The 26,731-nt window shown below is 61.3% G+C and carries 24 protein-coding genes; 16 read left to right on the plus strand and 8 right to left on the minus strand.

Going from position 1 to position 26,731, the window contains the following annotated elements; genetic code table 11:
* Position 1: 1 nt before the first annotated feature.
* From CD928_RS22740 to CD928_RS22765, 6 genes are all read right to left on the minus strand, one after another.
* A complete protein-coding gene (locus CD928_RS22740) occupies positions 2–502 on the minus strand; it encodes a hypothetical protein (protein ID WP_095389396.1) in 501 nt (166 codons plus the stop codon).
* Between the two features lie 75 nt (positions 503–577).
* Positions 578–1,171, minus strand: coding sequence for a ribbon-helix-helix protein, CopG family (locus tag CD928_RS22745; RefSeq protein WP_037511949.1), 594 nt, complete (start codon positions 1,169–1,171; stop codon positions 578–580).
* Positions 1,172–1,293: 122 nt separating this feature from the next.
* Positions 1,294–1,593, minus strand: a complete 300-nt coding sequence (locus CD928_RS22750) for a hypothetical protein (RefSeq protein WP_095389397.1) — start codon at positions 1,591–1,593, stop codon at positions 1,294–1,296.
* Positions 1,590–2,099, minus strand: coding sequence for a hypothetical protein (locus CD928_RS22755; RefSeq protein ID WP_037511954.1), 510 nt, complete (start codon positions 2,097–2,099; stop codon positions 1,590–1,592). Before CD928_RS22755 ends, CD928_RS22750 begins: the two co-directional genes overlap by 4 nt.
* 136 nt (positions 2,100–2,235) lie before the next feature.
* Positions 2,236–2,523, minus strand: a complete 288-nt coding sequence (locus tag CD928_RS22760) for a sigma factor-like helix-turn-helix DNA-binding protein (RefSeq protein ID WP_095389401.1) — start codon at positions 2,521–2,523, stop codon at positions 2,236–2,238.
* Complete coding sequence (locus tag CD928_RS22765) at positions 2,520–3,062, minus strand: hypothetical protein (RefSeq protein ID WP_052182086.1); 543 nt, start codon at positions 3,060–3,062, stop codon at positions 2,520–2,522. The genes CD928_RS22760 and CD928_RS22765 overlap by 4 nt, the downstream gene beginning before the upstream one ends.
* 915 nt (positions 3,063–3,977) lie before the next feature.
* Between CD928_RS22765 and CD928_RS22770 the strand changes: the two genes are divergently transcribed.
* The 8 genes from CD928_RS22770 (at position 3,978) to CD928_RS22805 (ending at position 8,744) form a co-directional block, all read left to right on the plus strand.
* The gene (locus CD928_RS22770; protein WP_095389404.1) at positions 3,978–4,481 is read left to right on the plus strand and encodes a DUF736 family protein; all 504 of its coding nucleotides are present in this window, start codon (positions 3,978–3,980) and stop codon (positions 4,479–4,481) included.
* A gap of 41 nt (positions 4,482–4,522) precedes the next feature.
* Complete coding sequence (locus CD928_RS22775) at positions 4,523–5,563, plus strand: SLOG family protein (RefSeq protein ID WP_255247305.1); 1,041 nt, start codon at positions 4,523–4,525, stop codon at positions 5,561–5,563.
* A gap of 28 nt (positions 5,564–5,591) precedes the next feature.
* Positions 5,592–5,936: a hypothetical protein gene (locus tag CD928_RS22780; protein WP_037554247.1), complete on the plus strand. Its 345-nt coding sequence runs from the start codon at positions 5,592–5,594 to the stop codon at positions 5,934–5,936.
* A 57-nt stretch (positions 5,937–5,993) separates the two neighbouring features.
* Positions 5,994–6,299, plus strand: coding sequence for a hypothetical protein (locus tag CD928_RS22785; protein ID WP_052182087.1), 306 nt, complete (start codon positions 5,994–5,996; stop codon positions 6,297–6,299).
* Positions 6,300–6,461: 162 nt separating this feature from the next.
* Positions 6,462–6,998 (plus strand): hypothetical protein, encoded by a 537-nt coding sequence (locus CD928_RS22790; RefSeq protein WP_141237236.1) that lies wholly within the window; start codon positions 6,462–6,464, stop codon positions 6,996–6,998.
* A gap of 274 nt (positions 6,999–7,272) precedes the next feature.
* Complete coding sequence (locus CD928_RS22795; RefSeq protein WP_037554249.1) at positions 7,273–7,539, plus strand: type II toxin-antitoxin system Phd/YefM family antitoxin; 267 nt, start codon at positions 7,273–7,275, stop codon at positions 7,537–7,539.
* A complete protein-coding gene (locus CD928_RS23225; protein WP_141237237.1) occupies positions 7,466–7,933 on the plus strand; it encodes a type II toxin-antitoxin system PemK/MazF family toxin in 468 nt (155 codons plus the stop codon). Before CD928_RS22795 ends, CD928_RS23225 begins: the two co-directional genes overlap by 74 nt.
* 439 nt (positions 7,934–8,372) lie before the next feature.
* Complete coding sequence (locus CD928_RS22805) at positions 8,373–8,744, plus strand: single-stranded DNA-binding protein (RefSeq protein ID WP_081933004.1); 372 nt, start codon at positions 8,373–8,375, stop codon at positions 8,742–8,744.
* Between the two features lie 419 nt (positions 8,745–9,163).
* On the opposite strand, the gene CD928_RS22810 is transcribed toward CD928_RS22805, so the two are convergent.
* Positions 9,164–9,424 carry a hypothetical protein gene (locus CD928_RS22810; RefSeq protein WP_037554250.1) on the minus strand — a complete coding sequence of 87 codons (261 nt, stop codon included), beginning with the start codon at positions 9,422–9,424 and terminating at the stop codon, positions 9,164–9,166.
* An 815-nt stretch (positions 9,425–10,239) separates the two neighbouring features.
* On the opposite strand from CD928_RS22810, the gene CD928_RS23230 reads away from it, so the two are divergent.
* The 5 genes from CD928_RS23230 to CD928_RS22835 all read left to right on the plus strand — a co-directional run bounded on the left by CD928_RS23230 (position 10,240) and on the right by CD928_RS22835 (position 20,226).
* The gene (locus CD928_RS23230) at positions 10,240–10,524 is read left to right on the plus strand and encodes a ribbon-helix-helix domain-containing protein (protein WP_141237238.1); all 285 of its coding nucleotides are present in this window, start codon (positions 10,240–10,242) and stop codon (positions 10,522–10,524) included.
* Positions 10,514–12,904, plus strand: coding sequence for a type IV secretion system DNA-binding domain-containing protein (locus CD928_RS22820; RefSeq protein ID WP_095389410.1), 2,391 nt, complete (start codon positions 10,514–10,516; stop codon positions 12,902–12,904). The genes CD928_RS23230 and CD928_RS22820 overlap by 11 nt, the downstream gene beginning before the upstream one ends.
* A 5-nt stretch (positions 12,905–12,909) precedes the next feature.
* Positions 12,910–16,143: a MobF family relaxase gene (mobF, locus tag CD928_RS22825; protein WP_095389412.1), complete on the plus strand. Its 3,234-nt coding sequence runs from the start codon at positions 12,910–12,912 to the stop codon at positions 16,141–16,143.
* 210 nt (positions 16,144–16,353) lie between these two features.
* Positions 16,354–16,944 (plus strand): hypothetical protein, encoded by a 591-nt coding sequence (locus CD928_RS22830; RefSeq protein ID WP_255247306.1) that lies wholly within the window; start codon positions 16,354–16,356, stop codon positions 16,942–16,944.
* A 333-nt stretch (positions 16,945–17,277) separates the two neighbouring features.
* A complete protein-coding gene (locus CD928_RS22835; RefSeq protein WP_095389414.1) occupies positions 17,278–20,226 on the plus strand; it encodes a DNA methyltransferase in 2,949 nt (982 codons plus the stop codon).
* Between the two features lie 141 nt (positions 20,227–20,367).
* On the opposite strand, the gene CD928_RS22840 is transcribed toward CD928_RS22835, so the two are convergent.
* A complete protein-coding gene (locus CD928_RS22840) occupies positions 20,368–21,303 on the minus strand; it encodes a hypothetical protein (RefSeq protein ID WP_095389416.1) in 936 nt (311 codons plus the stop codon).
* Between the two features lie 156 nt (positions 21,304–21,459).
* Between CD928_RS22840 and CD928_RS22845 the strand changes: the two genes are divergently transcribed.
* The 3 genes from CD928_RS22845 to CD928_RS22855 all read left to right on the plus strand — a co-directional run bounded on the left by CD928_RS22845 (position 21,460) and on the right by CD928_RS22855 (position 26,683).
* A complete protein-coding gene (locus CD928_RS22845; RefSeq protein ID WP_095389428.1) occupies positions 21,460–23,535 on the plus strand; it encodes an ATP-dependent endonuclease in 2,076 nt (691 codons plus the stop codon).
* Positions 23,528–25,291, plus strand: coding sequence for a UvrD-helicase domain-containing protein (locus tag CD928_RS22850; protein ID WP_095389429.1), 1,764 nt, complete (start codon positions 23,528–23,530; stop codon positions 25,289–25,291). Before CD928_RS22845 ends, CD928_RS22850 begins: the two co-directional genes overlap by 8 nt.
* 141 nt (positions 25,292–25,432) lie before the next feature.
* Entirely contained in the window at positions 25,433–26,683 is a 1,251-nt protein-coding gene (locus CD928_RS22855) for a DNA repair exonuclease (RefSeq protein ID WP_176473680.1), read from the plus strand.
* The last annotated feature ends 48 nt before the right edge of the window (positions 26,684–26,731 follow it).

The following is a 26,731-nucleotide window of genomic DNA, read 5'->3' on the forward strand; positions in this document are numbered from 1 at the left end:
GTCAGTCCTCCGGGAGCAATTCTGACGGCAGAAATGGCGTCCAATGTTCGCCGAGCTCGAAGCGATCGCTGAAAGTCGCCGGCGGTCCCTCTGGTCTTGTCGTCCAATAGGGATTGTCCGCCTTTGCCGGTGTCAGCCCTCGATCGTCAGCCTCGACCCAGAGCATCGCCCGAGCAGCCATCAACTTCTCGAGCTCGCCGAACGACGTCGCGACCGCGAGCGGATCGCGGCCCGCGACCGTATACCAGAGGCAGCGCTGGTAGTCGTCGCCGGCACGGCCGAGGATGCTCGCCAGTTGCGCCTTGCCGTCATTTTCGCCGCGAACGATCCGTTCCATTGCGGTGCTGAGCTCGATGACAGCGCGCAGTCCCGCGATCGGATCGATACCGATGCTCGCGCCCGCAAGCGCGCGCACTTCCCACGCCTGCGTGTCGTCATCGCGAATATCGTAAAGCGCCGCATCGACATCGATGCCTTCCAGCCATAGATCCTGCAGCGCCATAATATTCTCCTCGTTTCTCTGCCGAACACGATATGAAGATCGGCATCTTATCAATTGGATCGCATCTGCGAATCCCTAATTCGCATCCGGTCGCACTCGTTTTTTATCGTCCGCCTCCAGCCGCGCTCGCGCCCGTTCAAAGACCACCGGAATTTCGTTGAAGGCGTCCCAGCCCGCTAAACCGCAATAATCATAAAATGCCTGCTCAAGCGGTGTCACCAGTGCATGTCTGTCGTCGGCCGCAAAACCGATTACTGCGACCACCTCCGGGTCTCTGGCATCACTGCCCCCGATGTAGGGGTTCGGCGCATATGCGACGCGTGACTTCTCGATCACCTTCCGCCGAAAAATCTCGTAGACTGGCTCGATCGACTGTTCCCAATCCATATTCCCGATCTCGACCAGACGAGCCTCGAATGCCTTGCGTACCGTGTCCAGCTTGGCAACCTGGACACCAACGAGAGCTTCATAGGCGTCCTGTACAGCCGACCCATATTCGCTCCAATCGTCCTGGAGCGTTTCCCATCGCCTCTCGTCGTCGGCCATGTTCTTCAGGTGAGCCGAGATCGCGTCGCGCGCGATCTCGGATTTGCTGCGACCGGATTTTTTCGCGGCGGCGGCCAACTCCGCTTCATCCTCGCGCGAAAGCCGGACATTGAAAATCGTCATTCGCATCTCCCGATGACAAGTCGGCCATGCGTAAGACAGATTTGGAAGCCCTGCAAGTTTGTATTACGCCCTCCACGAATCGGCATCCGATGCACGGAAGGTGCGAAAATGACGGTGCGAATTTAGCCAGGGGCCTCGCCAAACTGGTCGCAGATCGTCCACATCGAGACGAGAGCGTCGGCAATGCACAATTCGACGGTGCTGACATCTACCCCGACGCATGTCGCAATCTGGCGATAACTCAAATCATGTACCCCGTTGAGGAGATAGACCGATCGCGCCAGCGGCCAAACGAGCTGGATCGCGAGCTTCACTTGGTCGCGGATGTCCGGCGCTGGGCCGATACTCCGCGCAAACGCGGGATAGTGCCTCAATCTGACGTGCAGCCAATAATTGCGCGCGATGCGGTGATGCAAGATCATCGACCTGCTGCCTTGCCTTCGCCGCCAACCAGGTGCGACCGAACCGCTATCAGCAACTGCGAGACCGCGGTTTTAGCCGCGCCGGCGTCAATCGTTCCGGCATCGATGTGACCACCCATCGCCGGCGATCGCCATCGTCCATATGGCGACAGCAACGGGACAATTCGCGCGAAGCTATCGGAATCGAATTGCAGCCCGCCGGCCTTCGCAAAGAAGTGAGCTTTGCCGACGTCCAGTCCGATCCGGCGGCGACAATCCTCGTCCGTCCAACCATCCGCCACGACACACGCCGTCAGGGCGAGCTGCGATGCAATGCCCAACTGATAGAGCAGGTCGCCGGCGCGAACGAATTCTCCCTTCGGGAAAAACGCTCTCGCATTCTGCAGCCGCCACCGCGCAGCTTTGTGTTTTTCATTGTCGAGCGAACTCGGTTCAGCCGAAAGAGAGATCACGCCGACCATACCCGCGGCGATCGGCAATCCGCCAACAAATGTCCGCCGTTCCATTTGGCGCCCTCCAAGCTACGCGCAAATCGTGCACAAAGGAACGATCAGGTTCGGGGCGGCGAAGTCACCCCCTGTAAATTGTTATTCGAATAAATGAGGGGTAACATGAGGGTGAAGTTACGTCGGTTTCGGGCCTTCATTCGAATTCCCGGCGGACCATTCTGACCGACCACAATGCATCAGCGACACAGCGTTCGACGGTCGCCACGTCGACGTCGACCGCGATCGCGATCACCCCATATGGCAGCTCGTCGACCCGGTGCATGAGAAACACACGCCGCGCGAACGGCCACAATAGATCCATCGCCAGATCCAGTTGATCCAGGACAGGCGGATCGGCGCCGAGCCGGCGAGCATATTGCGGATAGCGTTTCACGCGAATCCAGAGCCAATAGGCGCGCGACAAACTATGATGCCATTTCATCGCTCCGCCCCTTCGTTGCTTACCCCGGCGAGCCGGCGCCTCACCGTTCCTAGCAAGCCGTCAAGCGTAGCGGACACTCGAGACGTGTTGATCGTCTCGATCGCCGGTAGATCGGCCGCGAAAGGACCACGCCATTGCCCATAGGGCGAGAGCAGCCCGGCCAGCTCGAGCATGGCGGGATCACGATGATACAAGCCGGCCTCGTTCGCTATCGCCAATGCCTTGTCGACGAAGAGGCCGATCCGCTGCCGGCACCAATCGTCCGAAGCGCCAAGATCGAGCAAATATGCGCCGATGCCGAGCTGGGCCACGATCCCCGCCTGATAGAGAAGGTCGTGCGGATGCCGATATAGCCCCGCGGCTACGCCCCGGTAGAATTCCTCCGCTCGCTCGAAGCGATCGGCGCCGCGGCCTTGCAGTCCACGCCCCCCATCGCTCACACTGTCGTCGATCGGCAATATGCCGGTCAGCAAAAGTCCTCCGCCGGCGCGCACAAGGCCCCGGCGCGACAAGCTCGTTGTCACGATCATCGTCTTCATCCTGCTGTTGTTCGGCCGCTGCCCGGCGAGGGCCTCAAACGACCGAGGTCAATGAAATCAGACTTTTCGCTGTCGCGCTATACCCAGAAAGGGGGGTGTGTCTGACGTCAATAATACGGCTCCGCCGAAGCCTCACTGGCGCGAATATCCCCCGACATTTCGTCTGGAAAGTGCGGAATTCTGCGGCTGATGGATTGGGGGAGGGTGTTGATCGGAGAATTGGATCGCGGAAGTGCGGGCCACCGACCGGCATCCGCCGATCGGTAACCTGCTCTACTCGCTAGGGCCGCGATTCTGCGATCGCGACCAAGCTCGCCGTGCCCCTGCGGGTCTCGGCCCTTCGGGTAACGATCAGGGGCACGGGAAGATGGTCGGCCGCCTTTTGGCGCCCGCAGTCGTTTTCGAGGCCTCGCCACGCTATTCGCGTGCCGAGGCGCCAGGGTGCGCGCAAACCTGTCCCGCTCCCTTCTACGCCGCCTTTCAGGCTCCCGGCGTCGCATCCGGCGGCGCGCGGGGACGCGCCCTGCGGGCGCTCAAGCAGAAAACCGGCCCTCCGGGCCTACGGTTTCCACCGCTACGCGGCGGAGCCTCCGTTTTTCAGCTTGCCCCGCGCTGTCCCCCGTCTGCTTCTTGGGGCCTGCGACGGCGGCTCCGAAGGGGATAGACAGGTGAGGGAATCGCATCGCTTTCCCCTACCAATTTGGAACCGGCCCTCGTCGGGCCGGGAGATCTTCGCTGGCCGCGCTACCGCGCGTCTGTTTGTTGCTCCGGCTCACCAAAGAGGATCGGAATTTCGTCAAGAAAACAATGCGATAGACCGGATTTGACGGCGCCGCTATTAAGTAATGGTCAAGACGGCAACGCCGCTTTGACTTTCTGAAAAGGGGCATCGCCCTGAATTTATGGAGATACTTCATGGCTAATATTGGCAATCTCAAGAAGAACAGTGACGGCGTTTTCATTGGTCGTATCGATACCGTCGCCTTTTCTAACGTCGTTGCGCTGCGTCCGGTCATCAGCCAGAATGACGCGGCGCCCAAATATGAGGTCATGGCGCTGACCCCGGCGCGCACCTGGGCCAAGGTCGGGGCGATGTTCGAGCAGATCAAGAAGTCGACGGGTGAAGTCTTCTATCAGGGTCGCATCGACGATCCGAGCATGGCGAACCCGATGGACATTGCGCTGTGGCATGACCGCGAAGGGGGATTTGCCGTCCTTTGGAGCCGTCGCCGTCCGCGTCGTGAAATCCCCGCGGGTCAGGCCGAACAGGACCTGCCGCCCGTCGGGCAGAGTTCGGACGATGGGATTGGCGGCGACTCCGGTCTGGGCGACAGCACGGCACCCGATGCGCCGCAGACCGGCAAGGGCAAGGGCGCAGCAGGGAAGGGGGGCGAAACCGCCGACAAGGCTACCGCCTGAATGAAGGAGGCCGGGAGAGGGTCTAGCTCTTCCGGCCTCTCATGGCTGAACATTGGTCAATGTCCGCTTCGATGCTTATCCAGTTTCCGAAGCGGCGAACAGGAAATTTCATCATGGCCCGCTTCGATAACTTCGCCGACCTCGCAGAACATTATGCCAGCCTCACCAGCGCCGACGCCTTCGCGGGCGCTTTCACCAGCGAAATTGCCGCCAGCCAGCTTTCCATCCACGACGAACCCACGGCCGACGACTTGCCCGACGCCGATGCAGCGCGCGCCGTTGCTGCCCACGTCACCGGCGAGATTTTCAACCTCTTCGCCGATACGCGCCTTGCACCTGTCGCACCTCGCATCGCTTGGGGGATCGTCAACAGCTTCCACAAGGTGGCGCAGCAGCTTTCACGCCAAGAGGATGACGCCGCGCGCGAGCTTGGCGAGCTGGCGCGCATCATGGACCCTTCCGAAATCCACGCGGTGAAGGTCGAGGAGACGCAGCGCCTTTGCCAGTCGCTTCATGAAGCCGTCGCGGCGATCTGCGCGATGCGCGACCACGCCGCCGAGATTTACCGCGTCGAATGCGGCCAGCCTTGGTCCGCTACCACCGGCAGCCGAACGGGCCGCACCTTGACCGCCTCGCAGATCGACGCGCGCGACTTTCTCGCAGCGCGCGCGGTGGAAAAACGGGAAGCACACGCCCCGACTGGTCCGGTTGTCGTTTTGTCGGGCGGGCAGGACTGGACCGAGCATAAGGCGCTTTGGGATCGTCTGGACGCGATCAAGGCCCGCATTCCCGCGATGACGCTTGTCACGACTGCGCAGCACAAGGGCGCCGACGCCATCGGCGCCGCATGGGCCGCAGCGCGCGGGGTGCCGCTTGTCGCCTTCCGGCTCAATCGCCAGCTTGGCAACCGCGCCGCGTTCGAGCGTAACCGTTCTATTCAGCGATTGCTGCCAGTTGAAGCCGTTATTTGCGAAGGCAGCGGCGTCCAGATCAATCTCGCGCAGAATCTTCGCGCCGCTGGCGTCCCGCTCACCATCTTCAAACACGCAGATTTTGCGATCCGCGATCAGGCTCACGCCTGATCGCATTTCGCCCACCCGGAGAATTACGATGCGCCTCTATCTGACCAGCACTGGCGAATGGACGGGAAATCAAAGTGACGCAGCGGGCTTGGTCCGCGCGAACGGCGGGACCTGGGAACAGATCGACGTTCCGACCGACAAGCCGGGCCTGATTGCTTGGCTCACCCAGCAGTGGACGCGTTTTCCGACGATTGCGGCACCGTCGGCGCCGATAACGGCGCCGACCGAAACCGACGCGCAGCGAGCGGAAAGCCTCCGCCGGATCAGCATCGAGGAAGAGATTCAGAATTGCGACCTTCCCCACCTCGCAGTGCTCGCGGAAAATGTCGCTTGGCGCTTCCACGAACTGGCGCGGGCCTCGAAAGACGATTGACCCCAAAAACTGACGACATTCGATTTTCTTGATACACGGGCCGAAGGAGCCGAACCGATGAATGTAGAAATTCTCGCTCACCCCGAGTTGAAGTCCGCGCTTAACCGCCTGATAGACCTTGCGCGCGCCGACACCGGCCAATCGGCCCGCGTCACGAATTTTCTCCTCGCATGGTGGGACGGCGACCAGTGGGGAAACTTCCCGCTGACTGACCTGTTCGGCGTTGACCGGGACGTTGCCGCTGACATGGCTACCGTCTTTGCGTTTCTCGGTCAGCATGGCGGGGCCGTCTACATCGATGCTTTCGGCGACCAGTATCGCGGTCAGATGGCCGATCTGGTCGACCGTTGGCGCCCCGACTAGGGCGCCTGCCGTTCGCGGCGCCACTTCGTAATTTTCCCAGCCCTTATTGTCGCAGCAGCCGTGGGAGCATCCACCCCAGCGTGGCCGCGCTGCGTCGGATATCGTGTTATGCGCTTCACACCCCATCAGGGAATCTATGCCTACGAGCGGACGAACCGGAAATTGAAGGCGGCGGAACGCCGCCTGCGTCTGGATCGCGAGAAATTCCCGCTCTTCGCCGCCGAGATCGCCGAGAGCCAGCCCACACCGGAGGAATTGCTCGACGCGCGCGGCAGAGCATTCGTCGAGAACCAGCAAGCGAACCGCGATCGCGAGGCTCGAAACTGGTGGCGCGCGCGCGCCGAGCTGCGCGCGATCGCCGAACCGGATCGCGCCGCATTCATCCGCTATTGGGGTCGCTGCAAATGTCCCGGCAACGCGTGCTATTTGCTGACCTACATCAATATGTTTCGTGACGGCCGACTGATCGTTCACGAGGGCGAGGTACGTCCGCGTAGCGATGTCGAATGGGAGCGTGATCGCAAAGCCAAGATCGCGGCGATGTCGGACCTCGAACTGGACGTGATGATCCAGACGCACATCAGTCCGCTTCTTGCCGAATGGGGCCGCGTGGAACGTCGGCGCCGTGCGGAATTGAGCGCGGCCGTCCCGCCCGCGCGCTCCAGCTCGATGCGCCGCAAGCGGCGCGGCGTGCGGTGATGACCCCCCGCGCAGTTCCGCGATGTCATCTTGCTGAAGCACGACGGCGCCGAGCTGGTCGGGCGGCTGTTCGACTAGTCGTCGCCCGCAGTGGATCCCGGCGTAGAGGGCCGAGCCCTCATGCCGTGATCCAGCCCGCACACGGGCGGGGGTTGAATTCTCACATTCCGTAGATTACGTATGTTGGCGATTCCGATGATGATGATGACTTTCGAGACGATGAGAGCCGCAAGGTTCAGTTTGCCAGCATGACGATGAAGATGATGAGGGAATCATGGAACTGCCAATCGAAAAGGTCACTTCCAGTGAGGTTTCGAAGCGCTTCGGCTTCTATTACGACGAAGCCATGACGCACCCCATCGGGATCGAGCGCAACGGCGCCACCCGCGTCGTCATGTTGCCCGCGTCCGAATATGAACGCCTCGCGCGCCTCGACCATATCGCTGTCACGCCCGAGGAATTGAGTGATGAAGCAACCCGAAGCCTCCGGACCGCCACGGCGCGCCCCGAAGCCGTCGCCCTTAACGAGCTCATGGACTGAGCCGCTCCCCACTGACGTCATCCAGTACGTGTATCTCTGGCGCGCCGAAAAGGAGCGCGGGCTTGAGGACGGCCGCAAGATTCGGCCCTGCCTCGTTCTCAGCACGTTCCGGGCTCGGGGCCAGCTACGCGTCATCACCGCGCCGATAACGACGCGTAACTATGACCCTGGCCTCTCGATAGCGATCCCGCCCCGGGTGACGGAGCACCTGGGACTGGACGACCGTTCGCGGATCGTATGGAACGACCTCAACGAGTTCACCTGGGTTGGACCTGACGTACGAGGCGCAGCTGACGGCTCGCCCTTCATCGGCATCATGCCCGAGGCACTTTGGCGGCGGGTGCTCGATAATGTAATCAGCGCCCGCATCAATCCAACGCACCGCTCCGAATAGCCAGTCTGCCCGATACTGTCGAAGGCTGTCCGATGCGCTGCGTCGCGATCGGCGAAGATCAGCAATCCGGCCCGACGGGTTGGCCGCTGTGCCTCCGATGACCGTGCGGACCAAAGTGCGGCGGTTCCACTTTCGCCCCCATCGGGGATCGATGCGCCACCATAGGCAGGACCGTCCCGATCGATCTTCAGCGAGCGCGGCCAGCCTGAATGGCTCCCTGCAGCTCGCCTCCTTGGGCGGCCTCGTTGCTGTCTGACGCACGTAGACAGCTCGCCCGCCTTTCGCGGGACGGGTCTATCGACCCTCAAGCAGAAAACCAGCCCTTTGGGCCTACGGTTTCCACCGCTGCGCGGCGGAGCCTCCGTCTTTCAGCTTGCCCGCGGCGAGCGGCCGCCTCCTCGAAGTGCGTCAGCAACGACACCACCCAAGGAGACAAGCCATGAAACAGAAAGCCGACTTCATCATCACTGGCCGTATCGGAAAGATCGACGCCAAGGAGAAGGTCGCGCACATCGATGTCGCCACCAAATATCCCTACAAGGACAAGGATGACAACTGGAAGGATCGCACCGTCTGGAACCGCGTCACGCTCTTCAAGAAACAGCATGAACGCGTAACAGAAATCGGCGTCGGCGACCTGGTGACCTTCGAAGGTCGCGTTGGACAGAGCAGCTACGAGCGGAACGGCGTTCGCCACTATAACGTGGACCTGACCGTCAACGACTTCACCATCGAGCGCCGGAAGGGCGAACAGGCGACGACCACGAACGATACGCCGCCCGCTGAAGACGACGATCACGTTCCCTTCTGAACCTCTCGGGGCGGCTACGTCCGCCCCTTCAGTTTTCCCAGGAGACGCATCATGGAAACCGAACTCTACGACGATTATCGCGCGCTCGCATATGACGCAGGGATCAGATCGAGATGAATTTCGACGATCCCGACGAACAGCCAATGTTCGCCTTTGCCGAGAGTCTGGCAGTAAGGTCAGCCAACGGCGAAGATCTCCCGACGCCATTTAACGAACACCCATGTGTGGGCCGGCGACGACCGACCCTTTCGCTTTGCAAGCCGCGCGCCTGTGACCGCCTCGCTCACGGCGGGAAGGTGCCCGCCGGTTCGCATCGGCGGCACGCGGCCCTTCGCCATTTGCGCATCTCTCCGGGTATAGGCACGATCGCCTTCACTCGTTGCCTCGGTTTGCTCGCAACCAGCACATCGCCGATCGCCTCAGAGCGTGTCCAACTTCTCCGCGATCCTCTTTGCGCCATGCTTCTCGATCGCCTTCGCAATGGCCGTAGCTTCGCTTCGATCCATCCGGGCAATCTTCACCTTTCCCAGTGCGGCGAGAAGTACATCACGTCCCGCATCGCGCTCCGCTTCGCGGGCTCGGCGTTCCGCTTCCGTCACCCGCGCAAGTTCGGCTTCCAGCTCTGCGCGTCTCGCCGCAATCGCATCCAGATTGCCTTCGATCTTCTTCGCCCTTGGCATCGTTTTACTCCGCTTCAGCCTATCCAATCTTTGCGCACTGCTATCACGATACGGGCGATAATCCAGCACCGAAACAGGTACACGACGTCTGTCCGCGGCGTTACGAAATCGGACAGGGAATGGACACGGAAGGGTGCCGGTTTGACTCCCCGCCGGCGACAGAATGAGTTGCGTTTTGGGTTCACGCTTCGCGCTCCCAAAACGCAATGCGCTTGTTGGCGATCGGTCCAACAGGGCGTCGCGATCGATCGGTCATCCGACCAAGCGGATGATCCATATCGTGGTTCCAGCAGGCAACCTATTCGGCATCGTCAATCAAACGAGCGTTGCCGATTACGCTGCCCGCATGCGGACAAGCGATCAGCAAATGTCTGGCGGGGCTAGCGCCTCATGCAGGCCTGAACTCTCGTGCCCGAACCGGGCACGAATGTGCCCAGATTACAGGCAAGCTGACGGGCTATGCCCGGATTCCCTCCGATAAGCAGAATGAGAGACCCGCTTCGGGGATATCTCATTCTGAGATGCACACGGTATGCGGCGAGCTGCAATGCGCGAAGCTCAAGATCTGGCGGAAATGCAAGGAAATGGAAGGGTGCATAAAGCACCCGATGGGGTGCAGATGCCACCCTACATCGGGGTGCAATCGGCACCCCCCAAAAGTGGCGAATTCCGGTCGGTTCTAAGACCTGATCGGGGTGCAAAATACACCAGCAATATCAGCGAGGCTCGGCCACCTTGACCCTTATTCCAGTTGCTGATATCCAAATGTCGCCTTTCGCAAGAACCCACCGCCTACCCCTGAGAGGGAGGGTGGTTTGGAATTTCATCGTCGTTCTGTGGCGCTCTCGCCTTCGGCTTGGCTTGCTCTAAACGAGCTCGCCAAATCGGAAGGAATTACCAAGTCAGAGCTTGTCCGCCGCATCGTAAACAGCTTCCTGACGGACCGGGATCGTCCCCAGTTCAATCCGCAACGGATGGCCATCATATGCGAGTATGTGCAGCTCGTTGCCGATGAATGGGTGAGGAAGAACGCGCCTGATCGGCGTGACGAATTTCTTGCAATGGTGGATACACGATTGGACCGCCACCATGGCAGATAAGTCGTCACGCCCCCGCCATCCGCGCCCCTGGTCAAGCCACGGCGAGGCTAATCGCAACTCGGGAAACTTCACGCGCGGCTCGCAGCTCATCGGCCATCAATTCTCGATGTGGTGGCGCGGCGCGCGCGTGCCATTGTTCTTCTGGTTCGGTCTGCTGGCCGCATTCACTTGGCTCAAACTGACACTCATCCTCGACGACTATGAGTTCCAAATGCTCGGCACCAAGGCGCTTGCGGCAACGTGGGACTTCATCGGCCTCGACGAAATGAAGCGCGCCAACGTCACGCTTCGTGATGGAAGCATCTATCCAACCTACATGGGATATGTTCCCTATATCCCGGACGTGCAGGTTGCGTGGGCAAAGCTGATGAACGCCTTGTTCGGAAGCTTGTTCTTTGCGACCATCGGCGCCGGCGCTTTCGCGTGGTGGTTCATTCCGTGGGCACGCGACCGGGGAGAATCCATTCTTGCCGATCACCACGAACGCGGCGTGGAGATCGTCGAGTATGACGTCCTCAAGATGATGCTCGATCGTCATAACCTTGACCGCGTTCGGACTCGCGCAAAGGAGGCATTCCCCGATTTGACGCTCGCTCAGGTCGAAGCCTTGCCGCTTGCGGAGCGCAAGGCTGCGGGGGTCATCCTTCCGTACAAGATTGCGACGTTGCCGTTCCCTTATGGCTTCGAACAGAGCCATGTCATGCTCACGGGTACGACAGGCACGGGCAAGACCACGCTCATTCGCCAGCTCGTGGCACAAGCGATAGAGCGGGGCGACCGGTGCGTGCTATTCGATCTTACCGGCCACTATATGGAAGCGTTCTACGACCCCGATCGGGACCATGTTCTGAACCTTAATGACGCGCGCTGCGAGTCATGGTCGCTGTTCAATGATTGCGAATCTCGCAGTGAATTCGTGAACGCCGCGACTGCACTTATTCCCGCCGACCATGGATCGGACGGAGGCTTTTGGGAGAAGGCCGCGCGTACCCTGTTTGTCGAAATGTGCGATAATCTGAAGAAGAAGGGGAAGGGAACGAACCGGCACCTCTCAGATGAACTGTTGAAGGCGAGCCTCAAGAAGATCTACGAAAGCCTGAAGGGCACGGTTGCCGATCCGCTCATTTCTCCCGACGCGGCAAAGATGGCGCAATCGATCCGAGCGGTGCTCAACGCCCATGCTGAAAGCATCCGCTTTCTGCCCGATAATGGTGAGCCATTCTCGATCAAAGACTGGGTAGAGCGCGACGATGGCAACGCGTCAATCCTGTTCATCACGGCACGATATGCCGACCTCGATATGTCGAAGTCGCTGCTGACGCTTTGGATGAATATCGCGATCAATACGATCATGACGCTCCCCCATTCGCGCCAACTTCGGACCTGGTACATCTTCGACGAATTGGCGGCGCTCCACAAGTTGCCGGCTCTTGAGCGCGGGCTTCAGACAGCACGCAGTTTCGGCGGCGCGTTCGTTCTTGGGCTCCACAATTTTGCAGGGCTCCGGGTCCCATATGGTGAGGATGGTGCCCGCAACATCATCAGTTTGACCAACACGAAGATCATGCTTCGCACCACCGATCGGGATACGGCCGAGGAATGCTCACGCCTGATCGGGTTCCGCAAAGTTCGTACTATGGACGAATCCTACAGCTACGGCGCGCACCAAACTCGCGACGCGTCGACGATCTCGCCGACGACCAAAGAGGAAGCGCTGGTAATCGCCGATGACATCACAAGCCTTCCCAATCTCAACGCCTATGTTCGGTTCCCCGAGAAGTTTCCCGCGACCTTAGTGTCGTTCCCCTATGTCGGCTTCTCGCCGGTTGCCGAAGGGTTCATCAAGGCTCCGGCGCCGCCCGAGCTAGAGCCGATCGCAGAGGACGATGGTGAAGGCGATGGGGAAGAGGGGGGCGGTCAGGACATCGCGAACGACCGTCCCGAACCCGGAACCACTCCAGCGGCGGAACGGAGCGACCGTCCCGAAGTCGCGGGCCTGCAGGCGGGTCGTGAGGTCCGCGCGCGCGACGTACTGGATGTTGGTCGTGGGAGTTCGGATAGCCGTTCGGATCTGTTCGGGGAGCCGGTCAAACCGCATCCCGCCGGCTCATTGGCCAAGCGGTCGATCGACGACGTTGCCCCGAATGGTGCCATCCCTCGCAATGCAGCCACCGGCAGTAGCGGCCAGCAGGATGCGCTTTCCTATAAGGAGCGGCTTCGCGGCGCCAAGGATCCGACTGAAGAGCGAAGTGGCGAACTGGCCCGCCGCGAATCCCGGATAGACTTCGGGGAGAGTGAGCATCGCCGCGCCGGCGGTGCCGAACTCGGCGCTGACGGCATGGCGCGCGGCAGCGACGACCTCGGCATGGACATGGATTGAGCGCGATGACGGTTTCGATCGGAAAAGTGCATTCGGCGGGAGGGGCCGCGGCCTACTTCGCGGCGGACAATTACTATACGGCCGAGCAATCAGAAGCCGTGTCCGCGTGGGCGGGGGAGGGGGCGAAGGATCTAGGGCTGTCGGGGACCGTCGATACCGCCACGTTCGAACGCATCCTGAACGGCGAACTGCCTGACGGAACGCAGATCGGGGATCCAGACACACGCGACAGCGGTCGCGACTTCACATTCTCCATGCCGAAGTCCGCCTCGCTCCTTGCGCTGGTTTCGGGCGACAAGCGGATCCTCGCCGCGCATATGGAAACAGTCAAACAGACGATGGTCTGGGCGGAGAGGAACCTCGCCGAAGCTCGCGTTCATGTCGACGGGAAGGATGTCGCTGTCCGCACCGGCAACCTAGTCTACGCGCTATTTCCGCATGACACGAGCCGGGCGACCGACCCGCAGAGCCATATCCATGCCGTCATCGCCAATCTGTCCCGGCTTCCCGAACAATTCCGAAACCCCGATCGCGTCGACGAGAAGACCGGCGAAGTCATCCGCGACGATGGCTGGCGCGCCTGGCACAACGGAACAATGTACAAGGCCAGCGCGACCCTCACCTCGATGGCGAACGCCATCCTGCGCGAGAAGATCGAGGCGCTGGGCTATAAGACCGAGATCACGGGTAAACATGGCGCTTTCGAGCTTCTTGGTCCCAATGGGGAGAAGATCAACAAGGAAGCTCTCGATGGCTTCTCCAAGCGCGGTAACGACATAAAGGCCAAGGCCGAGGAACTCGGCGTGCATAGTCCGGAAGGCCGCCGCGCTATTACGCAGCGCACGCGCGATCCGAAGATGGATGCCGGCGATCGTGCGGAGCTTGCCGAGCGTTGGCGCGCCGAGGCGCGGGACTATCGCTACAATGGCGACCAGATCTACGCCATGGCGCTCGCGAGGTCCCGAGAGCGCAGTTCTCCGATCGAACGCGGCATATTGGCGGTCAGCACCGCCATTCGAGATAGTCGCGACCGACTTGTAGACTATCTGAAGCGGCCAGAGGATCCATTGGTCGATTCCGGCCTTGCCAAACTCACACGCACGCCGGCGACGGCCCGTACCCAATATGCGACCGCGAGCGCCATTCGCATATTGGGGGAACGCGAGGCGGTCTTCAGCACGGCCGACGTCATAAAAACGGCTGTGGATCTTGGCGAGACGGGCGTGACGCCTGAACGCATCGAACGCCGTATCGCCGAGCTCGTTGAAAAGGGCGAGATCGTCCCGGAAACTTCGCAGCGGCTCGATAAAGCCATCGACATGATCACTACCCGGGAGGCGATCAAGCAAGAGCGCCGCATATTGAAGGCGATGGACACAGGCGCCGGCGAGGCGCGCCCGCTCATGTCGGCCGAAGTCGCTCGAGACCGTCTGCAGGAGCTCGCCGCCCCGCGGGAGCTCAACACCGAACAGCTCGCGGCCGCGATCCAGATCGTCTCATCTCCAGATCGCATCGTGCTCGTCCAGGGCCGCGCCGGCGCGGGCAAGTCGACCATGCTTCAGCCCGTCGCCAAGGCCGAGGCGATCGATGCCACTGCGCGCTTGCTGGGAGCCGAAGATGCCAAATCGATCCTGCTAACCGCCGATATGCGCGGCGATGCGCAGGCCCTCGCTTTCCAGAACAAGATGGTCGCGGATCTGAGGACAGACACCGGGATGGAGGCGCGCACCGTCGACAGCTTCATCTATTCCAATGAGAAATTTCTGAATGGCGAGGCGTCGGCCGAAGCCTTCGCCGCGCGAAAGGCTGATCTCGCCGGCGCATATCTCGTCGTCGACGAAGCATCGATGATCTCAAACGAGCGCATGGACAAGCTCACCGCGATCGCGAATCTGATGGAGGTCGGCCGCCTCGCCATCATCGGCGACCGCAAACAGCTCATGCCCGTAGACGCCGGCAAAAGCTTCTCCGTCATGCAGGCGCGCGCGATCCAGGACCAGCTGCCGGTGAGCGAGGTCAAGATCAACATGCGCCAGAAGACCGAAGACATGCGTCTTGTCGCGGATCTCGCCGATGCCGGCAATGTCCGCGGCGCGATCGCGATCCTTGGCGAACGCGTCATCGAGAGCAAAAATCGTATCGCCGCCGCCGCCGGCGCCTGGCTCGCGCTGCCGGCAGACGAACGTTATAAGACCACGCTCCTGCCTTCGAGCCGTGACGGCCGCTCGGAAGCCAACCAGATCATTCAGGACGGGCTGAAAGCCGAAGGCACATTGAAGGGGGAGGGACGCGCATTCAATGTTCGCGAAACTCTGCAGCTTACCCGCGAGGAGTATCGCTATGCACGCAACTGGAAAGCAGCGCATTTACTCGAAGTAGGGAGCCACGATAACGGGCTCGGTCTGCCGAAGGGCGATTACCATATCGAGCGCGTCTTCGAAAACGGCCGCGTCCAGCTCCGCGATATGCGCGGACGCAAGCACCGTGTCGAACCGTCCAAGATCGACCCTAACGGCAAGCTTAATCGGCTGAAGCTCAGCAACGAAAAACGTATCGAGGTTCACGAAGGCGAGCGCATCCGCTGGACCGATAGCGACAAGCGCGATGGACGCGGGATGATCAACGCGACGATCGCCAGCATAGAAAAGGTCGATCGGGACGGCATCATCGTCAAACTCTCCGATGGCGAGCGCCGCGAGCTGAAGAACGGCGACCCGATGCTCAAGCGAATGGATCTCGCATATGCGATCAACACGCATATGGCGCAGGGTATCACGAACGAAACCGTATTCTCCGTGATGGGGGCGGGGGAGACGAACCTCTCCAATGCTCGCGCTTTTCTCGTCAATCATACGCGCCAGCAAATGGATGTCAGGCTGTTCACCGACGACAAGGCTAAACTGATACGTCAGCTGGAGAGCAACCGCGGCGACAAGACTTCTGCGCTTGAGGCAATCGGCGAACTGGCAGTCGAACGGATCCTGTCCGGCAAAGATGGTTCCCGTGACGCGGCGATCGGGGAAGATGCAAGCAAGCCGTCACTGGCAGACCTCGAACGCAAACTGGATCTCGGTAGCACCCCCGGTGTCGCCGCCGAGGAGATGAACGAAAAATCTGCCAGCAACGGAGCGGACACCGACATCGCCAACCCGAGGGGAGAGAATGGTGCTGGAAGGCCCGCGGCCCCGGCCCCGCGCGAAGAAACTCAGCTCGATCGGTCGAAAGGGCTTGAGTTGTGATTGCGGCAAACGCACCCGCCCCGATTGAACTCCGCCCGTATAGCGTTTGCGCTAACGATCCATTTCGGGGGCTGACGCTCTGCCTTCGCAAACTTCCACAGACTGTCATGGATGACACTTTACCCTCCGGCAAAGTGTCATCCATGACAAAGTGCCCGATTTTTTGGGCTGGGGGATTCACTTTTCGTTCTAGATGTGCATGATTCCTACATGCTTCAGAACCTTGCGCAGCACGGCGATAATGGGCCGCCAATCGATATGCCGAGCATGATGGAAGCGCTGGCGCAAAACTCCGCCCGCCCGCGCTATGCTTTCATGGTTCTCAACCTCATTGCGAGTATCGCCGGCCCGGATGGAAGGGCGGGGCCGCTCGTTGTCACCGATGGTTCGGCGGCGACCATTCGGGATTGGCTTTGCGACGCCTTGGCCCCCATGGGCTCTCGCGATCCGCGTCGTAAGGCGTTAGCTGATCGCGTGAAATCTGAACTTGTAAGCGATGGGCGCCTCCCCGCCGATGCTGTTGCCGCCAAGACTATAATCGACGATGAGCTACGGCAGCGCGTTCGTACGGCGGGAAGGGCCAACGTCAGCCGGGCAGTCTCGGATCTCGTGCGCGCGGGAATGCTGCATCGGCATTATCAAGGCTATCGCGTCGACCACTACAATCGCGGCGCGCGCCGTCAGGCGGTCTACACGCTATCGCGGGTTGCACGCGAATTGCTGCAAACGGCGACGGTGGGTCGTTCGACCTCCGGGACGCCCGGTGAGGACAGCTTGCCGCTTTTTTCATACGCCCGCTAGCTTGAGTAGTTGCAGCGAAAAAGGGTCACTTCGCACTTGCAGCATAATCCTGCGCTTCCCATATACAGATCGCCTTTCAGGCATCCTCTCCCAAAACTTATCCGGGCCGGCGAAAGCTGGCCCCCTTTTTATCTGTGAAGATTCAATAGCGATTTTCTAGGCCCATACAGGGGTCTGTTCTGCGGCCATATCGGTCGTTCGCGCCAGTTGAATTTGCCTGTTAGCAGGCCTACGTCAAGAGTGCTGGGTGATTGCTCCATCGTAATGATTGGCTACTAAAAGCGGGGGCTGCGCAAATAGGACGCAAGTTCCCTTGTTTGTTTCTGAGGGCGCATGACACCACATGATTTTCTCCAAAAATGGCAAAACGTCGAGCTGAAGGAGCGCTCAGCCTCGCAAAGTCATTTCAATGATCTGTGTGCGTTGCTCGGTGTCCTCGACCCGGTCTCCGCCGATCGCAAGGGCGAGTGGTTCACCTTCGAAAAGGGCGCGAATAAGGCCAGCGGCGGCAACGGCTGGGCCGATGTCTGGCGCCGCGAATGTTTCGGCTGGGAGTATAAAGGGCGGCACGCCAATCTCGACAAGGCCTATAGCCAGCTGCTGCAATATTCGGTCGCGCTGGAGAATCCACCGCTGCTGATCGTATCCGACATGAACCGGATCGTGATCCGCACCAACTGGACCAACAGCGTCCAGGAAACGCACGAGATCGCGCTCAACGACCTGACAGACGGTGCGGTGCGCGATCGGCTCAAGGCCGCATTTCTCGAACCCGATCAGTTCAAGCCCGCGAAGTCACGCCAGGATTTGACCGAGGAGACCGCGCGCGAATTCGCCGGCATCGCCCAGCGGCTGTGGGATCGCGGGCACGAGGCGCACCGCGTCGCGCATTTCGTAAACCAGCTAGTCTTCTGCATGTTCGCTGAGGATGTCGGCCTCCTGCCCGACAACTTGTTCACCAAGATGCTGAGCGCCAGCCGGGTGCGGCCCGAACGCTTCGAGGGCAATGCCGCCAAGCTGTTCGGCGCGATGGCGGAGGGCGGCGACATCGACTTCACACCGATCGACTGGTTCAACGGCGGGCTATTCAGCGACAATAGCGTGCTGCCCGTCAGCAGTGAGGATATCGAGCAATTGCTCAGCGCCGCTCAACGCGACTGGAGCCAGATCGACCCCTCGATCCTGGGCACTTTGTTCGAGCGTGGACTCGATCCTGCCAAGCGCAGCCAATTGGGCGCACATTACACCGATCGCGATAAAATCATGATGATCGTGCGCCCGGTAATTATCGAACCGCTCGAAGCCGAATGGGCTGAGGTCCGCGAGAAAATCGCGTCGGCTATGGATAAAGTCGCTGCAGCAAAAGCCCGCGTACCGAAAACGCAGAGTGAAGCGCGGAAAGTCTTTGCGGCCGCCAGGCGGGCCGAAGAGGCAGCGTATCGCGAAGCGCAAAGGCTGCGGAACGAGTTTCTGGTTAGACTAAAGGAGTTTCGTGTTCTCGATCCTGCCTGTGGGTCGGGCAATTTTCTCTACGTGGCGCTGAAAGCGCTCAAGGATATCGAACACCGCGCCAACATCGATGCCGAAACGCTCGGCCTAGACAAGGCCACTCCAGCTGTCGGGCCCGAAAATGTGCTGGGGATCGAGCTCAACCCCTATGCCGCCGAACTGGCGCGTGTTTCGGTCTGGATTGGTGAGATCCAGTGGATGCGCCGCAACGGCTTCGAGGCGGCGAAGAATCCAATCCTGCGGCCGCTGGACACTATCGAGTGTCGGGATGCGGTGTTGAATGCGGACGGCACGCGGGCGGAGTGGCCGGAGGCGGATGCCGTAGTGGGGAATCCGCCGTTCTTAGGCAATAAGAAGATGATCCGCGAATTAGGGGAGGATTACACACGGACGCTGCGAAACTCGTGGCCGGAGGTGCCGGGAGGAGTCGATCTCGTCTGCTACTGGTTCGCGAAGGCATGGGCGATGATGGCCGCCGGACGGCTGCACCGTGCGGGACTTGTCAGCACCAATAGCATCCGGGGCGGCGTAAATCGCGAGGTCTTGAAGCCAATAGTCGACGGTGGGCGCATCTTCGAAGCATGGAGCGACGAGGGCTGGACAGTAGAAGGCGCGGCGGTGCGTGTGTCGATTGTTTGCTTCTCACGGGGTGTCGTGGGACCGTCGGCTGGCCTAAATGGACTACCGGTTCCGCGCATCAATGCTGATTTAACCGGCGGCGCCAAGACGGTTGATTTGACGCAAGCAGCATCGCTCGCGTCGAACAAGAACCTCGCATTTCAAGGTGTTAAGTTCGGTGGACCATTCGAGATCACCGGCGATGACGCACGGCGTCTCCTTATGTCCAGGGGGAACCCGAACGGTGCCAGCAACTCAGAAGTTGTGTGTCGCTGGATCACGGGTCTTGATCTAACACGACGGACAGAAGAGCGCTGGTGCATCAACTTCGATGGTATTTCGTCAGCCGCCGAAGCGGCATTATTCGAAGCGCCGTATGAACTGTTTGACCAGCAATGGGCGGCTGAAAATGCCCGGCGTGCCGCTGAGAATCCACCCCTGCCACAACTTCGTGCAAACGAAGCTGCCTCGCTGGCGACGCGGTGGCTGCATCAGCGGTCGCGCCCCGAGCTTCGTGCGCGCATGTACGGTCTCGCTCGGTTCATCGCGACGCCGGAAGTTTCGAAACACCGAATATTTTCTTGGCTGGCCGGGGGCACCCTGGCTTCGGGCTCCGTTTATTCAATCACCCGCGACGACGACACCAGCTTCGGCATCCTCCACTCGCGCTTCCACGAGTTGTGGTCGCTGCGCACGGGCACATCATTGGAGGACCGGCCCCGTTACACGCCCTCGAGCACCTTCGAGACCTTCCCCTTCCCCGAGGGCCTGACCCCGAACATGCCCGCCGCCGATTATGCGGACGATCCGCGCGCGCAGGCGATCGCAGCTGCGGCGTCGAGGCTCAACGAACTGCGAGACAACTGGCTTAACCCCGGCGATCTGGTGATGCGTGAGCCTGAAGTTGTGCCCGGCTATCCCGACCGCATCCTGCCCAAGGACGAGGAAGCGGCAAAGGAACTGAAGAAGCGCACGCTCACCAATCTCTACAATGCCCGCCCGCAATGGTTGGCGAACGCCCATGCCGCGCTCGATGAGGCGGTGGCCGATGCCTATGGCTGGGGCGAGGATTGGCGGGCAGGGGTACTGCACAATGACGTAATCCTCGCCCGCCTGTTCTCGCTGAACCAGATCCGTTCGGCTCGGGGAATTTGACGTTGAATTGTTCTACCGGAAGCCAGCGGAGCCATCGGTTGGGTTCCGGTCAACTAAGCGAAGAAGCGGCTAAATTGCGCCTCATAATCGCCATTCGCATCTAGGCACGGAGGTCCTGAAAGCCGAGGTTGGTCTGGATACTTACAGGAACTTCTCCGCCAACTCGCGCTTGCCGCGGGGATCAACGTGCGTGATTCTGCGATCCTCGGGATAGTAGAAGCCGGTGACGTAGAGGTCGAACCTTCCGATCTCCACGCGCACCGAGATCTCATGATTGTCGTTCCACGTGTCCCTAAGCGACGCCTTGCATGTCTCGCCCCGCAGCTCGAAGTCGAACGATGAGTTCTCTCCATCCCAGTTTGCGACGGCGGTTCGGATGAGCGTTTCGCTGATCGCATCGCGCTTCTTCTGAGAGAGCATCTCAAGCGAGGACTCCTTGATCGGGCCGAACATGCCGCTGGCGTTCATGGCCTCCAAGATCTTGCGCATGTGCACGCCGGTGTGCTGGTTCACGAAAAGAGACGATCGCGATCCGTGCGGACTGCCAAGTATGAGTGAGCGGACGTTCCACCAGGTCTCAGCCACCTGCGCGCCGGTGGCTTCGGCGGCTGAGAGCTGCACAAACCAGGCCAGGGCGTCCCTGCTCTTGATGGTGCCGTCGGCCTCCAGCTCGACGTTGACGGCCACCACGACGACCGGATGGGCGCTGTCCGCATAGAGCGGCTGCTCTAGCCGATAGGCGTCTAGGCCCGGCACCCGCCGCACCGCCTCCACGAGCCTGTCGGCTCCTTCGCCGGAATAAGGGCAGGTCACGAAACCCCTCACGAATTCCGTTGTAGGGTCTGCCTCCGCATATGTTGCCACCTGGGAGAGGCTGCCGATATGCTCCGATCCGTGTCGAGGGGGAGCGGTAAGGATCGGATGCCAATCCGGGTAAGCGTCGACCGCGTTGCCCAGCTCTTCGATCAGGCCCTCGACTGCACGCCGGCCTGCCTCAGGATCCTTCAGGTTCTTCGTGAGGTAGTTGAGCGCCTTAGCGTTCTGCTGCGCGGCGACGGTAGGTGCGCGGAATTCCATGATTGATCCACCTTACGTAAGGAGTATATATTACGTGAATAGATCAATGCACGTAGTGTTGCAAGCGATGGCCGCGCCGGTACATTCAATTCGGCGCTTTCGTCCGGCGACATGCGGCCATTCGTCGGCTAAAGCTCTGCGCTAGGGGGGATGAGAATGCGGATAGTGCGGGCCAGAATTGAGAACTTCCGTCTTTTGCGGGATGTCGAAGTTGGGTTCGAGCAACGTACAACGCTCATCGTCGGGCGGAACAACAGCGGGAAGACTTCGATTGCGGAGCTGTTCCGGCGGCTCCTATCCGGCGGCAGTCTGGCGTTCCGGCTCGAGGACTTCTCTCTCGGGTGCCACGAGAGCTTCTGGCAGGCGCTGCAGACCTACCGCGCCGACCCGCAGGCCGCCGATGTCCTAGGGCAGCTGCCATCGATTCGGTTGGTTCTCGACATCGGATACGACACGGATGCGCCGGATCTCGGACCGCTGGGCAACTGCATCATCGACCTAAACGACGACTGTCACGAGGCCCGCCTGGAGTTTCGTTTCGGCCCGAAGGCGACAGCGCCCGAAGCTTTCTTTGCCGACCACCTGATACCGCTCGAAGACGCCGCAGACGACCGCTCCCGCTTCTTTCGGAACCTAAGCCAACGGCTCCCGTCCGCCTATGCGGGGACGCTTGAGGCCGTCGATCCCAACGATGCCACCAACCGCAAGTTGCTCGAGACCAAGTTGCTCACGACGCTGATCGGAGGCGGCTTCATCAACGCGCAGCGTGGTCTCGACGATGACACCATCCGCGAACGCGACGTCCTCGGCAAAGTTGTCGAGGTGCTGTTTCAGTCGGCTTTGACGGACGACATCAACCCCGAGAGGCGGACGACCGCGGAGCAACTTAAGGACGTGGTGGAGGCCATTCAGGGCGACGTCCACAACAGCTTCAATTCTGGGCTGACCTCGCTGCTGCCCACGTTCGATTTGTTTGGATACCCCGGTCTTTCAGATCCTGGGCTCGTGACCGAGACGAGCTTCGACGTGAACAAGCTCCTCAAGGACCACACGAGGGTTAGGTATCGGGGCGTCAACGGCATGACGTTGCCTGAGACCTACAACGGGCTGGGGACGAGGAACCTCGTCTATATGCTCCTTCAGCTACTGCGCTTCTTCCGGGAGTATCAGGCGACACCGACATCGGCCGGTGTCCACCTCATCTTCATAGAGGAGCCTGAGGCGCACCTTCATCCGCAGATGCAGGAGGTCTTCATCCGGCAGCTCGAGCGTGTCGCGGCCGCGTTCGTGGCGCAGCTGAACGCTGATCGGCCTTGGCCGGTGCAGTTCGTTGTGACGACACATTCCCCGCACATGGCGAACGAGGCGCGGTTCGAGAGCCTCCGCTACTTCCTCTCCATTCCCGACGGCGAGCGCATGCGCCGTTCGGTCGTGAAGGATCTGCGTCAGGGCATGGCGGGCGCCGAGCTTGCGGTGCGCGAATTCCTTCACCAGTATCTCACGCTCTCACGCTGTGACCTGTTCTTCGCCGACAAGGCGATCCTGATTGAGGGCACGTCGGAGCGGCTCCTGCTTCCCTCCATGATCCGCAAGACTGACGAGGCGGCGGCCGGGCAGCCGCAGCTCAGCAGCCAATACCTGACCGTAATGGAGGTCGGCGGTGCGTACGCGCACCGGTTCTACGACCTTCTCAACTTCCTCGAGTTGCGCACGCTTATAATCACCGACATCGACTCCGTGGCTCCCAATGCCAGTAACAAGCGCGTGGCGGTCCCCGTGGCGCAGGGGACTTTCACCAGCAACGCGTGCATCAAGGAGTGGTTCTCGCCCGACGTGTCCCCGGCGCAGCTTCTGGCGAAGACGGCGGATGAGAAGATCAGCGCCGGCAGGCGCCTTGCCTATCAAATCCCTGAGGAGGATGGCGGACCCTCCGCCCGCAGTTTCGAGGACGCGTTCATCCTCGCCAACCCGGAGCTGTTTGAACTTGGCGAGGGGGATCGGGCGGATCTCGCCTATGAGCATGCGGCCGAACAGAAGAAGTCTAGCTTCGCCCTAGAGCACGCGATCGAGAGCACGGCTTGGAGGACGCCCAGATACATCGCCGAAGGTCTGCGGTGGCTCGCCGAAGGAAATCCCGCTCCGGTTCTACCGCCCGAGGCGGTGGCAGAGGAACTGGTCGCCGAGGTGATCGGGGTAGAAGTTGCCGACGGCGGACAGCCCGCCCATGGCTGATGGGGAGAGCCCAGCCGACGCCGCCGGCCGCGTTGCGTTGGAGCGCGTCTTCACTTGCTTCGACGATGGTCGCAGCTTCCGTCTCGAGGCCGGCGCCGGTGCGGGCAAGACCTACTCGCTGGAGAAGGCACTCCGCAGGCTTCTCGTCCTGCGCGGGACCGAGCTCCTGCGTAACCGGCAGCAGATCGGCTGCATCACTTTCACGAACGTCGCGAAGGACGAGATCACGTCCCGCATCCAGGCGCATCCTGCGGTACGACCAGAAACGATCCACGGCTTCTGCTGGTCCCTGCTGCAGGACTTCCAGCCAGAGATCCGTGCGCTGGTGCCGACGCTCGGGGGCTGGACCGATCGGCTCGCCGAGGCGGATGTCGCCGATATCGGTGTCCGTACCATCCAATATGAACTCGGCTATCCCCGTGTGACCGAAACGGAAGTGTCGTTGCGGCACGAGGACGTGCTCACGCTCATGACCGCGCTCCTCGCACGGACCAAGTTTCGGGCCGTGATGACCGCGCGCTATCCAATTCTGCTGGTCGATGAGTATCAGGACACTGACGCCGGCTTCGTGGACGCCTTGAAGCAGTACTTCCTCGACACAGGCACCGGCCCTGTCGTGGGCCTCTTCGGCGATCACTGGCAGAAGATCTACGGCGAGGGATGCGGGGCGGTTGACCACGCCGCGCTTGAGGTAATAGACAAGAACGCCAACTTCCGGTCGGCCGGGCCTATTGTCTCGATGCTCAACCGCATGAGGCCTGCGCTTCCGCAGATTCCCAGCGACGCCGACGTGCCCGGCGAGGCGCGGCTCTTCCATACCAACGCTTGGCCGGGGCAGCGCCGCACAGGCCAGGGAGGCGGGCACTGGACCGGAGATACGAGCGCCGAGGCGGCCCGCGCCTACTTCGACCATCTCAAGGCCAGGCTCATCGGCGAAGGCTGGGATTTCTCAGTCGAGCGGACGAAGATCCTGATGCTCAGCCACAGCGTCCTCGCACGGGAGCAGGGCTATCCAACGATCCAGCAAATCTACGGTCAGTTCAACGACGCGTGGCTGAAGAAGGAGGATCCGCACATCAAGTTCCTCGCGGATCAGGTGGAGCCCGCGTGCGCCGCCTTCCGAGCGCAGCGCTACGGCGAGATGTTCGGATGTCTCGACGCCGGTCGGCCCAGCATCCGCCGTCATCAGGACAAGGCGGCTTGGTCCCAGTCCTTCCAGGAACTCATCGAGCTTAGGCAGAGGGGGACGATTGGGCAGGTAATCGACTTCATGAGGGCGCAGTCGCACATGCGCGTTCCCGAGGCGGTCGTCGACCGCGAGGATCGGCTTGCCGCCGTGGGAGCGGATCCGGTTGAAGACGAGCCGCGCCGGGTGACCCAGTTGCGGAAGCTCCGCGAGGTGCCCTATGCGGAGCTCATCGCCGTGGACGCCTTCATCGACGGCCACACGCCGTTCGCGACGAAGCATGGCGTCAAGGGTGCCGAGTTCGAGAACGTCCTCGTCATCGTGGGCCGCGGCTGGAACAAGTATAACTTCGCTCAGATGCTGGAATGGATGGATCCCGGGCCTCCCGAAGACAGGGTCGCCTTCTTTGAGAGCAACCGCAACCTGTTTTACGTGGCATGTTCGCGTCCGAAGAGGAGGCTGGCTCTCCTGTTCACGCAGGTGCTCAGCGCGGCAGCGCTAGCGAAGGTCAGTGAGCTTTTTGGTGACGAGAACGTGATCGCCTTGCCGGCTGACCCGAGCGCGGTCTGACTGACTTCATACGACCACCGACCGTCCAATGGGGCCCGATCCGTTCGCGGCCTTGTAAGTAGTGGTGAATTGCCCTCACATTCATCCTATTAGTGGCGGGGTTCCGAAAGTGAGGCGCCTATTCGTCAAAGGGGAATGAGCTTGACGAGCTTTAAGTTTCTGCACGCCGCTGACATCCATCTCGACAGCCCCTTGCACGGTTTGTCGAGATACGAGGGCCTGCCGGTCGACGAGATCCGCTCAGCGACGCGCGCGGCGTTTGACAACCTGGTGCAGTGCGCGATCGACGAGGACGTTGACTTCGTGGTCATCGCCGGGGACCTGTTCGATGGCGACTGGCGCGACATGGGGACCGGTCTCTACTTCGCGAAAGCGATGGGCCGCCTGGACCAAGCCGGTATTCCAGCGTTCCTGCTGGCCGGCAATCATGACGCGGCCTCCGTCATCTCGCGCACGGTCCCCTGGCCGCCGAACGTCCGGCTGTTCGGATCGCGGCGCCCTGAGACTCATCGCCTTCCCGAACTTTCCGTCGCCGTCCATGGCCAGAGCTTTTCGACGCCGGCGGTCACCGAAAACCTTGTACTGGCCTACCCGCCGGCCGAGCCGCACGCGTTCAACATCGGTATGCTCCATACAGCGCTGGCCGGTCGGCCGGGACATGCCGACTATGCGCCATGTAGCTTCGAGGAGTTGAAATCTCGGGGCTATGATTATTGGGCGCTCGGCCACGTCCACGAGTTCGAGGTGGTCAGCACCGAGCCCCACGTGATTTTTCCGGGCAACGTGCAGGGGCGAACCATCAGAGAGACCGGAGCCAAGGGCGCGGTCCTGGTTGCTGTTGACGACGGCGAGGTTGCCTCCGTCGAGCGGATCGAGCTCGACGTTATCCGATGGGTGCGTCTCGACGTGAACTGCGCCGAAGCGCGAATGGATGAGGTCGGGGATCTGCTGCGCTCTGCACTCGTGGGGCTTCACGGCGCGAACGCCTCGGGTCGGCCGTTAATCGCGCGCGTGACGCTGTGCGGCGAGACGGTCGAGGCGGGCGCGCTCCATGATAGTGCCGCGACGCTGCGCGACGATGTCCGCGCGATCGCATCTTCGATATCCCCGGCCCTGTTCGTCGAGAAGGTCCGGGTCGAAGTTACCGAGCCGGCGCGCACGGGCCTCGTCGTCGGCGACGACCTGGGCGCCATGATCGACGAGGCGGCGAGCGACCCGGACCTCATCGATGCGCTGAGCCGCGACCTCGAGCGCTTCATGCTGGCGGCCAGCACGTCCCTCGGCGATCCCGATGAGGGCGAACTTCGACTAGCCGCCGCCCGCGGCGACTGGTCGGGCGTCCTCCGTACCGCGTCGACCGCGTTGCGGTCGCGCCTCACGGCGGAGGGCTAACCATGCGCCTCTCCCGCCTATCGCTCGAGCGCTATGGGCGCTTTGAGG

Origin of the sequence: Sphingopyxis sp. GW247-27LB (assembly GCF_002277025.1) — a bacterium.
Taxonomy (GTDB): Bacteria; Pseudomonadota; Alphaproteobacteria; order Sphingomonadales; family Sphingomonadaceae; genus Sphingopyxis.

Coding starts and splice junctions, on each gene's coding strand:
- CD928_RS22770 (WP_095389404.1), top strand. CDS start 3,978: ATGGCTAATATTGGCAATCTCAAGAAGAACAGTGACGGCGTTTTCATT.
- CD928_RS22765 (WP_052182086.1), bottom strand. CDS start 3,062: ATGAAGACGATGATCGTGACAACGAGCTTGTCGCGCCGGGGCCTTGTG.
- CD928_RS22805 (WP_081933004.1), top strand. CDS start 8,373: ATGAAACAGAAAGCCGACTTCATCATCACTGGCCGTATCGGAAAGATC.
- mobF (WP_095389412.1), top strand. CDS start 12,910: ATGACGGTTTCGATCGGAAAAGTGCATTCGGCGGGAGGGGCCGCGGCC.
- CD928_RS22835 (WP_095389414.1), top strand. CDS start 17,278: ATGACACCACATGATTTTCTCCAAAAATGGCAAAACGTCGAGCTGAAG.
- CD928_RS22850 (WP_095389429.1), top strand. CDS start 23,528: ATGGCTGATGGGGAGAGCCCAGCCGACGCCGCCGGCCGCGTTGCGTTG.
- CD928_RS22820 (WP_095389410.1), top strand. CDS start 10,514: ATGGCAGATAAGTCGTCACGCCCCCGCCATCCGCGCCCCTGGTCAAGC.
- CD928_RS22785 (WP_052182087.1), top strand. CDS start 5,994: ATGAATGTAGAAATTCTCGCTCACCCCGAGTTGAAGTCCGCGCTTAAC.
- CD928_RS22755 (WP_037511954.1), bottom strand. CDS start 2,099: ATGGAACGGCGGACATTTGTTGGCGGATTGCCGATCGCCGCGGGTATG.
- CD928_RS22810 (WP_037554250.1), bottom strand. CDS start 9,424: ATGCCAAGGGCGAAGAAGATCGAAGGCAATCTGGATGCGATTGCGGCG.
- CD928_RS23225 (WP_141237237.1), top strand. CDS start 7,466: ATGAAGCAACCCGAAGCCTCCGGACCGCCACGGCGCGCCCCGAAGCCG.
- CD928_RS22760 (WP_095389401.1), bottom strand. CDS start 2,523: ATGAAATGGCATCATAGTTTGTCGCGCGCCTATTGGCTCTGGATTCGC.
- CD928_RS22845 (WP_095389428.1), top strand. CDS start 21,460: ATGCGGATAGTGCGGGCCAGAATTGAGAACTTCCGTCTTTTGCGGGAT.
- CD928_RS22745 (WP_037511949.1), bottom strand. CDS start 1,171: ATGACGATTTTCAATGTCCGGCTTTCGCGCGAGGATGAAGCGGAGTTG.
- CD928_RS22830 (WP_255247306.1), top strand. CDS start 16,354: ATGCTTCAGAACCTTGCGCAGCACGGCGATAATGGGCCGCCAATCGAT.
- CD928_RS22750 (WP_095389397.1), bottom strand. CDS start 1,593: ATGATCTTGCATCACCGCATCGCGCGCAATTATTGGCTGCACGTCAGA.
- CD928_RS22740 (WP_095389396.1), bottom strand. CDS start 502: ATGGCGCTGCAGGATCTATGGCTGGAAGGCATCGATGTCGATGCGGCG.
- CD928_RS22775 (WP_255247305.1), top strand. CDS start 4,523: ATGGCTGAACATTGGTCAATGTCCGCTTCGATGCTTATCCAGTTTCCG.
- CD928_RS22840 (WP_095389416.1), bottom strand. CDS start 21,303: ATGGAATTCCGCGCACCTACCGTCGCCGCGCAGCAGAACGCTAAGGCG.
- CD928_RS22795 (WP_037554249.1), top strand. CDS start 7,273: ATGGAACTGCCAATCGAAAAGGTCACTTCCAGTGAGGTTTCGAAGCGC.
- CD928_RS22780 (WP_037554247.1), top strand. CDS start 5,592: ATGCGCCTCTATCTGACCAGCACTGGCGAATGGACGGGAAATCAAAGT.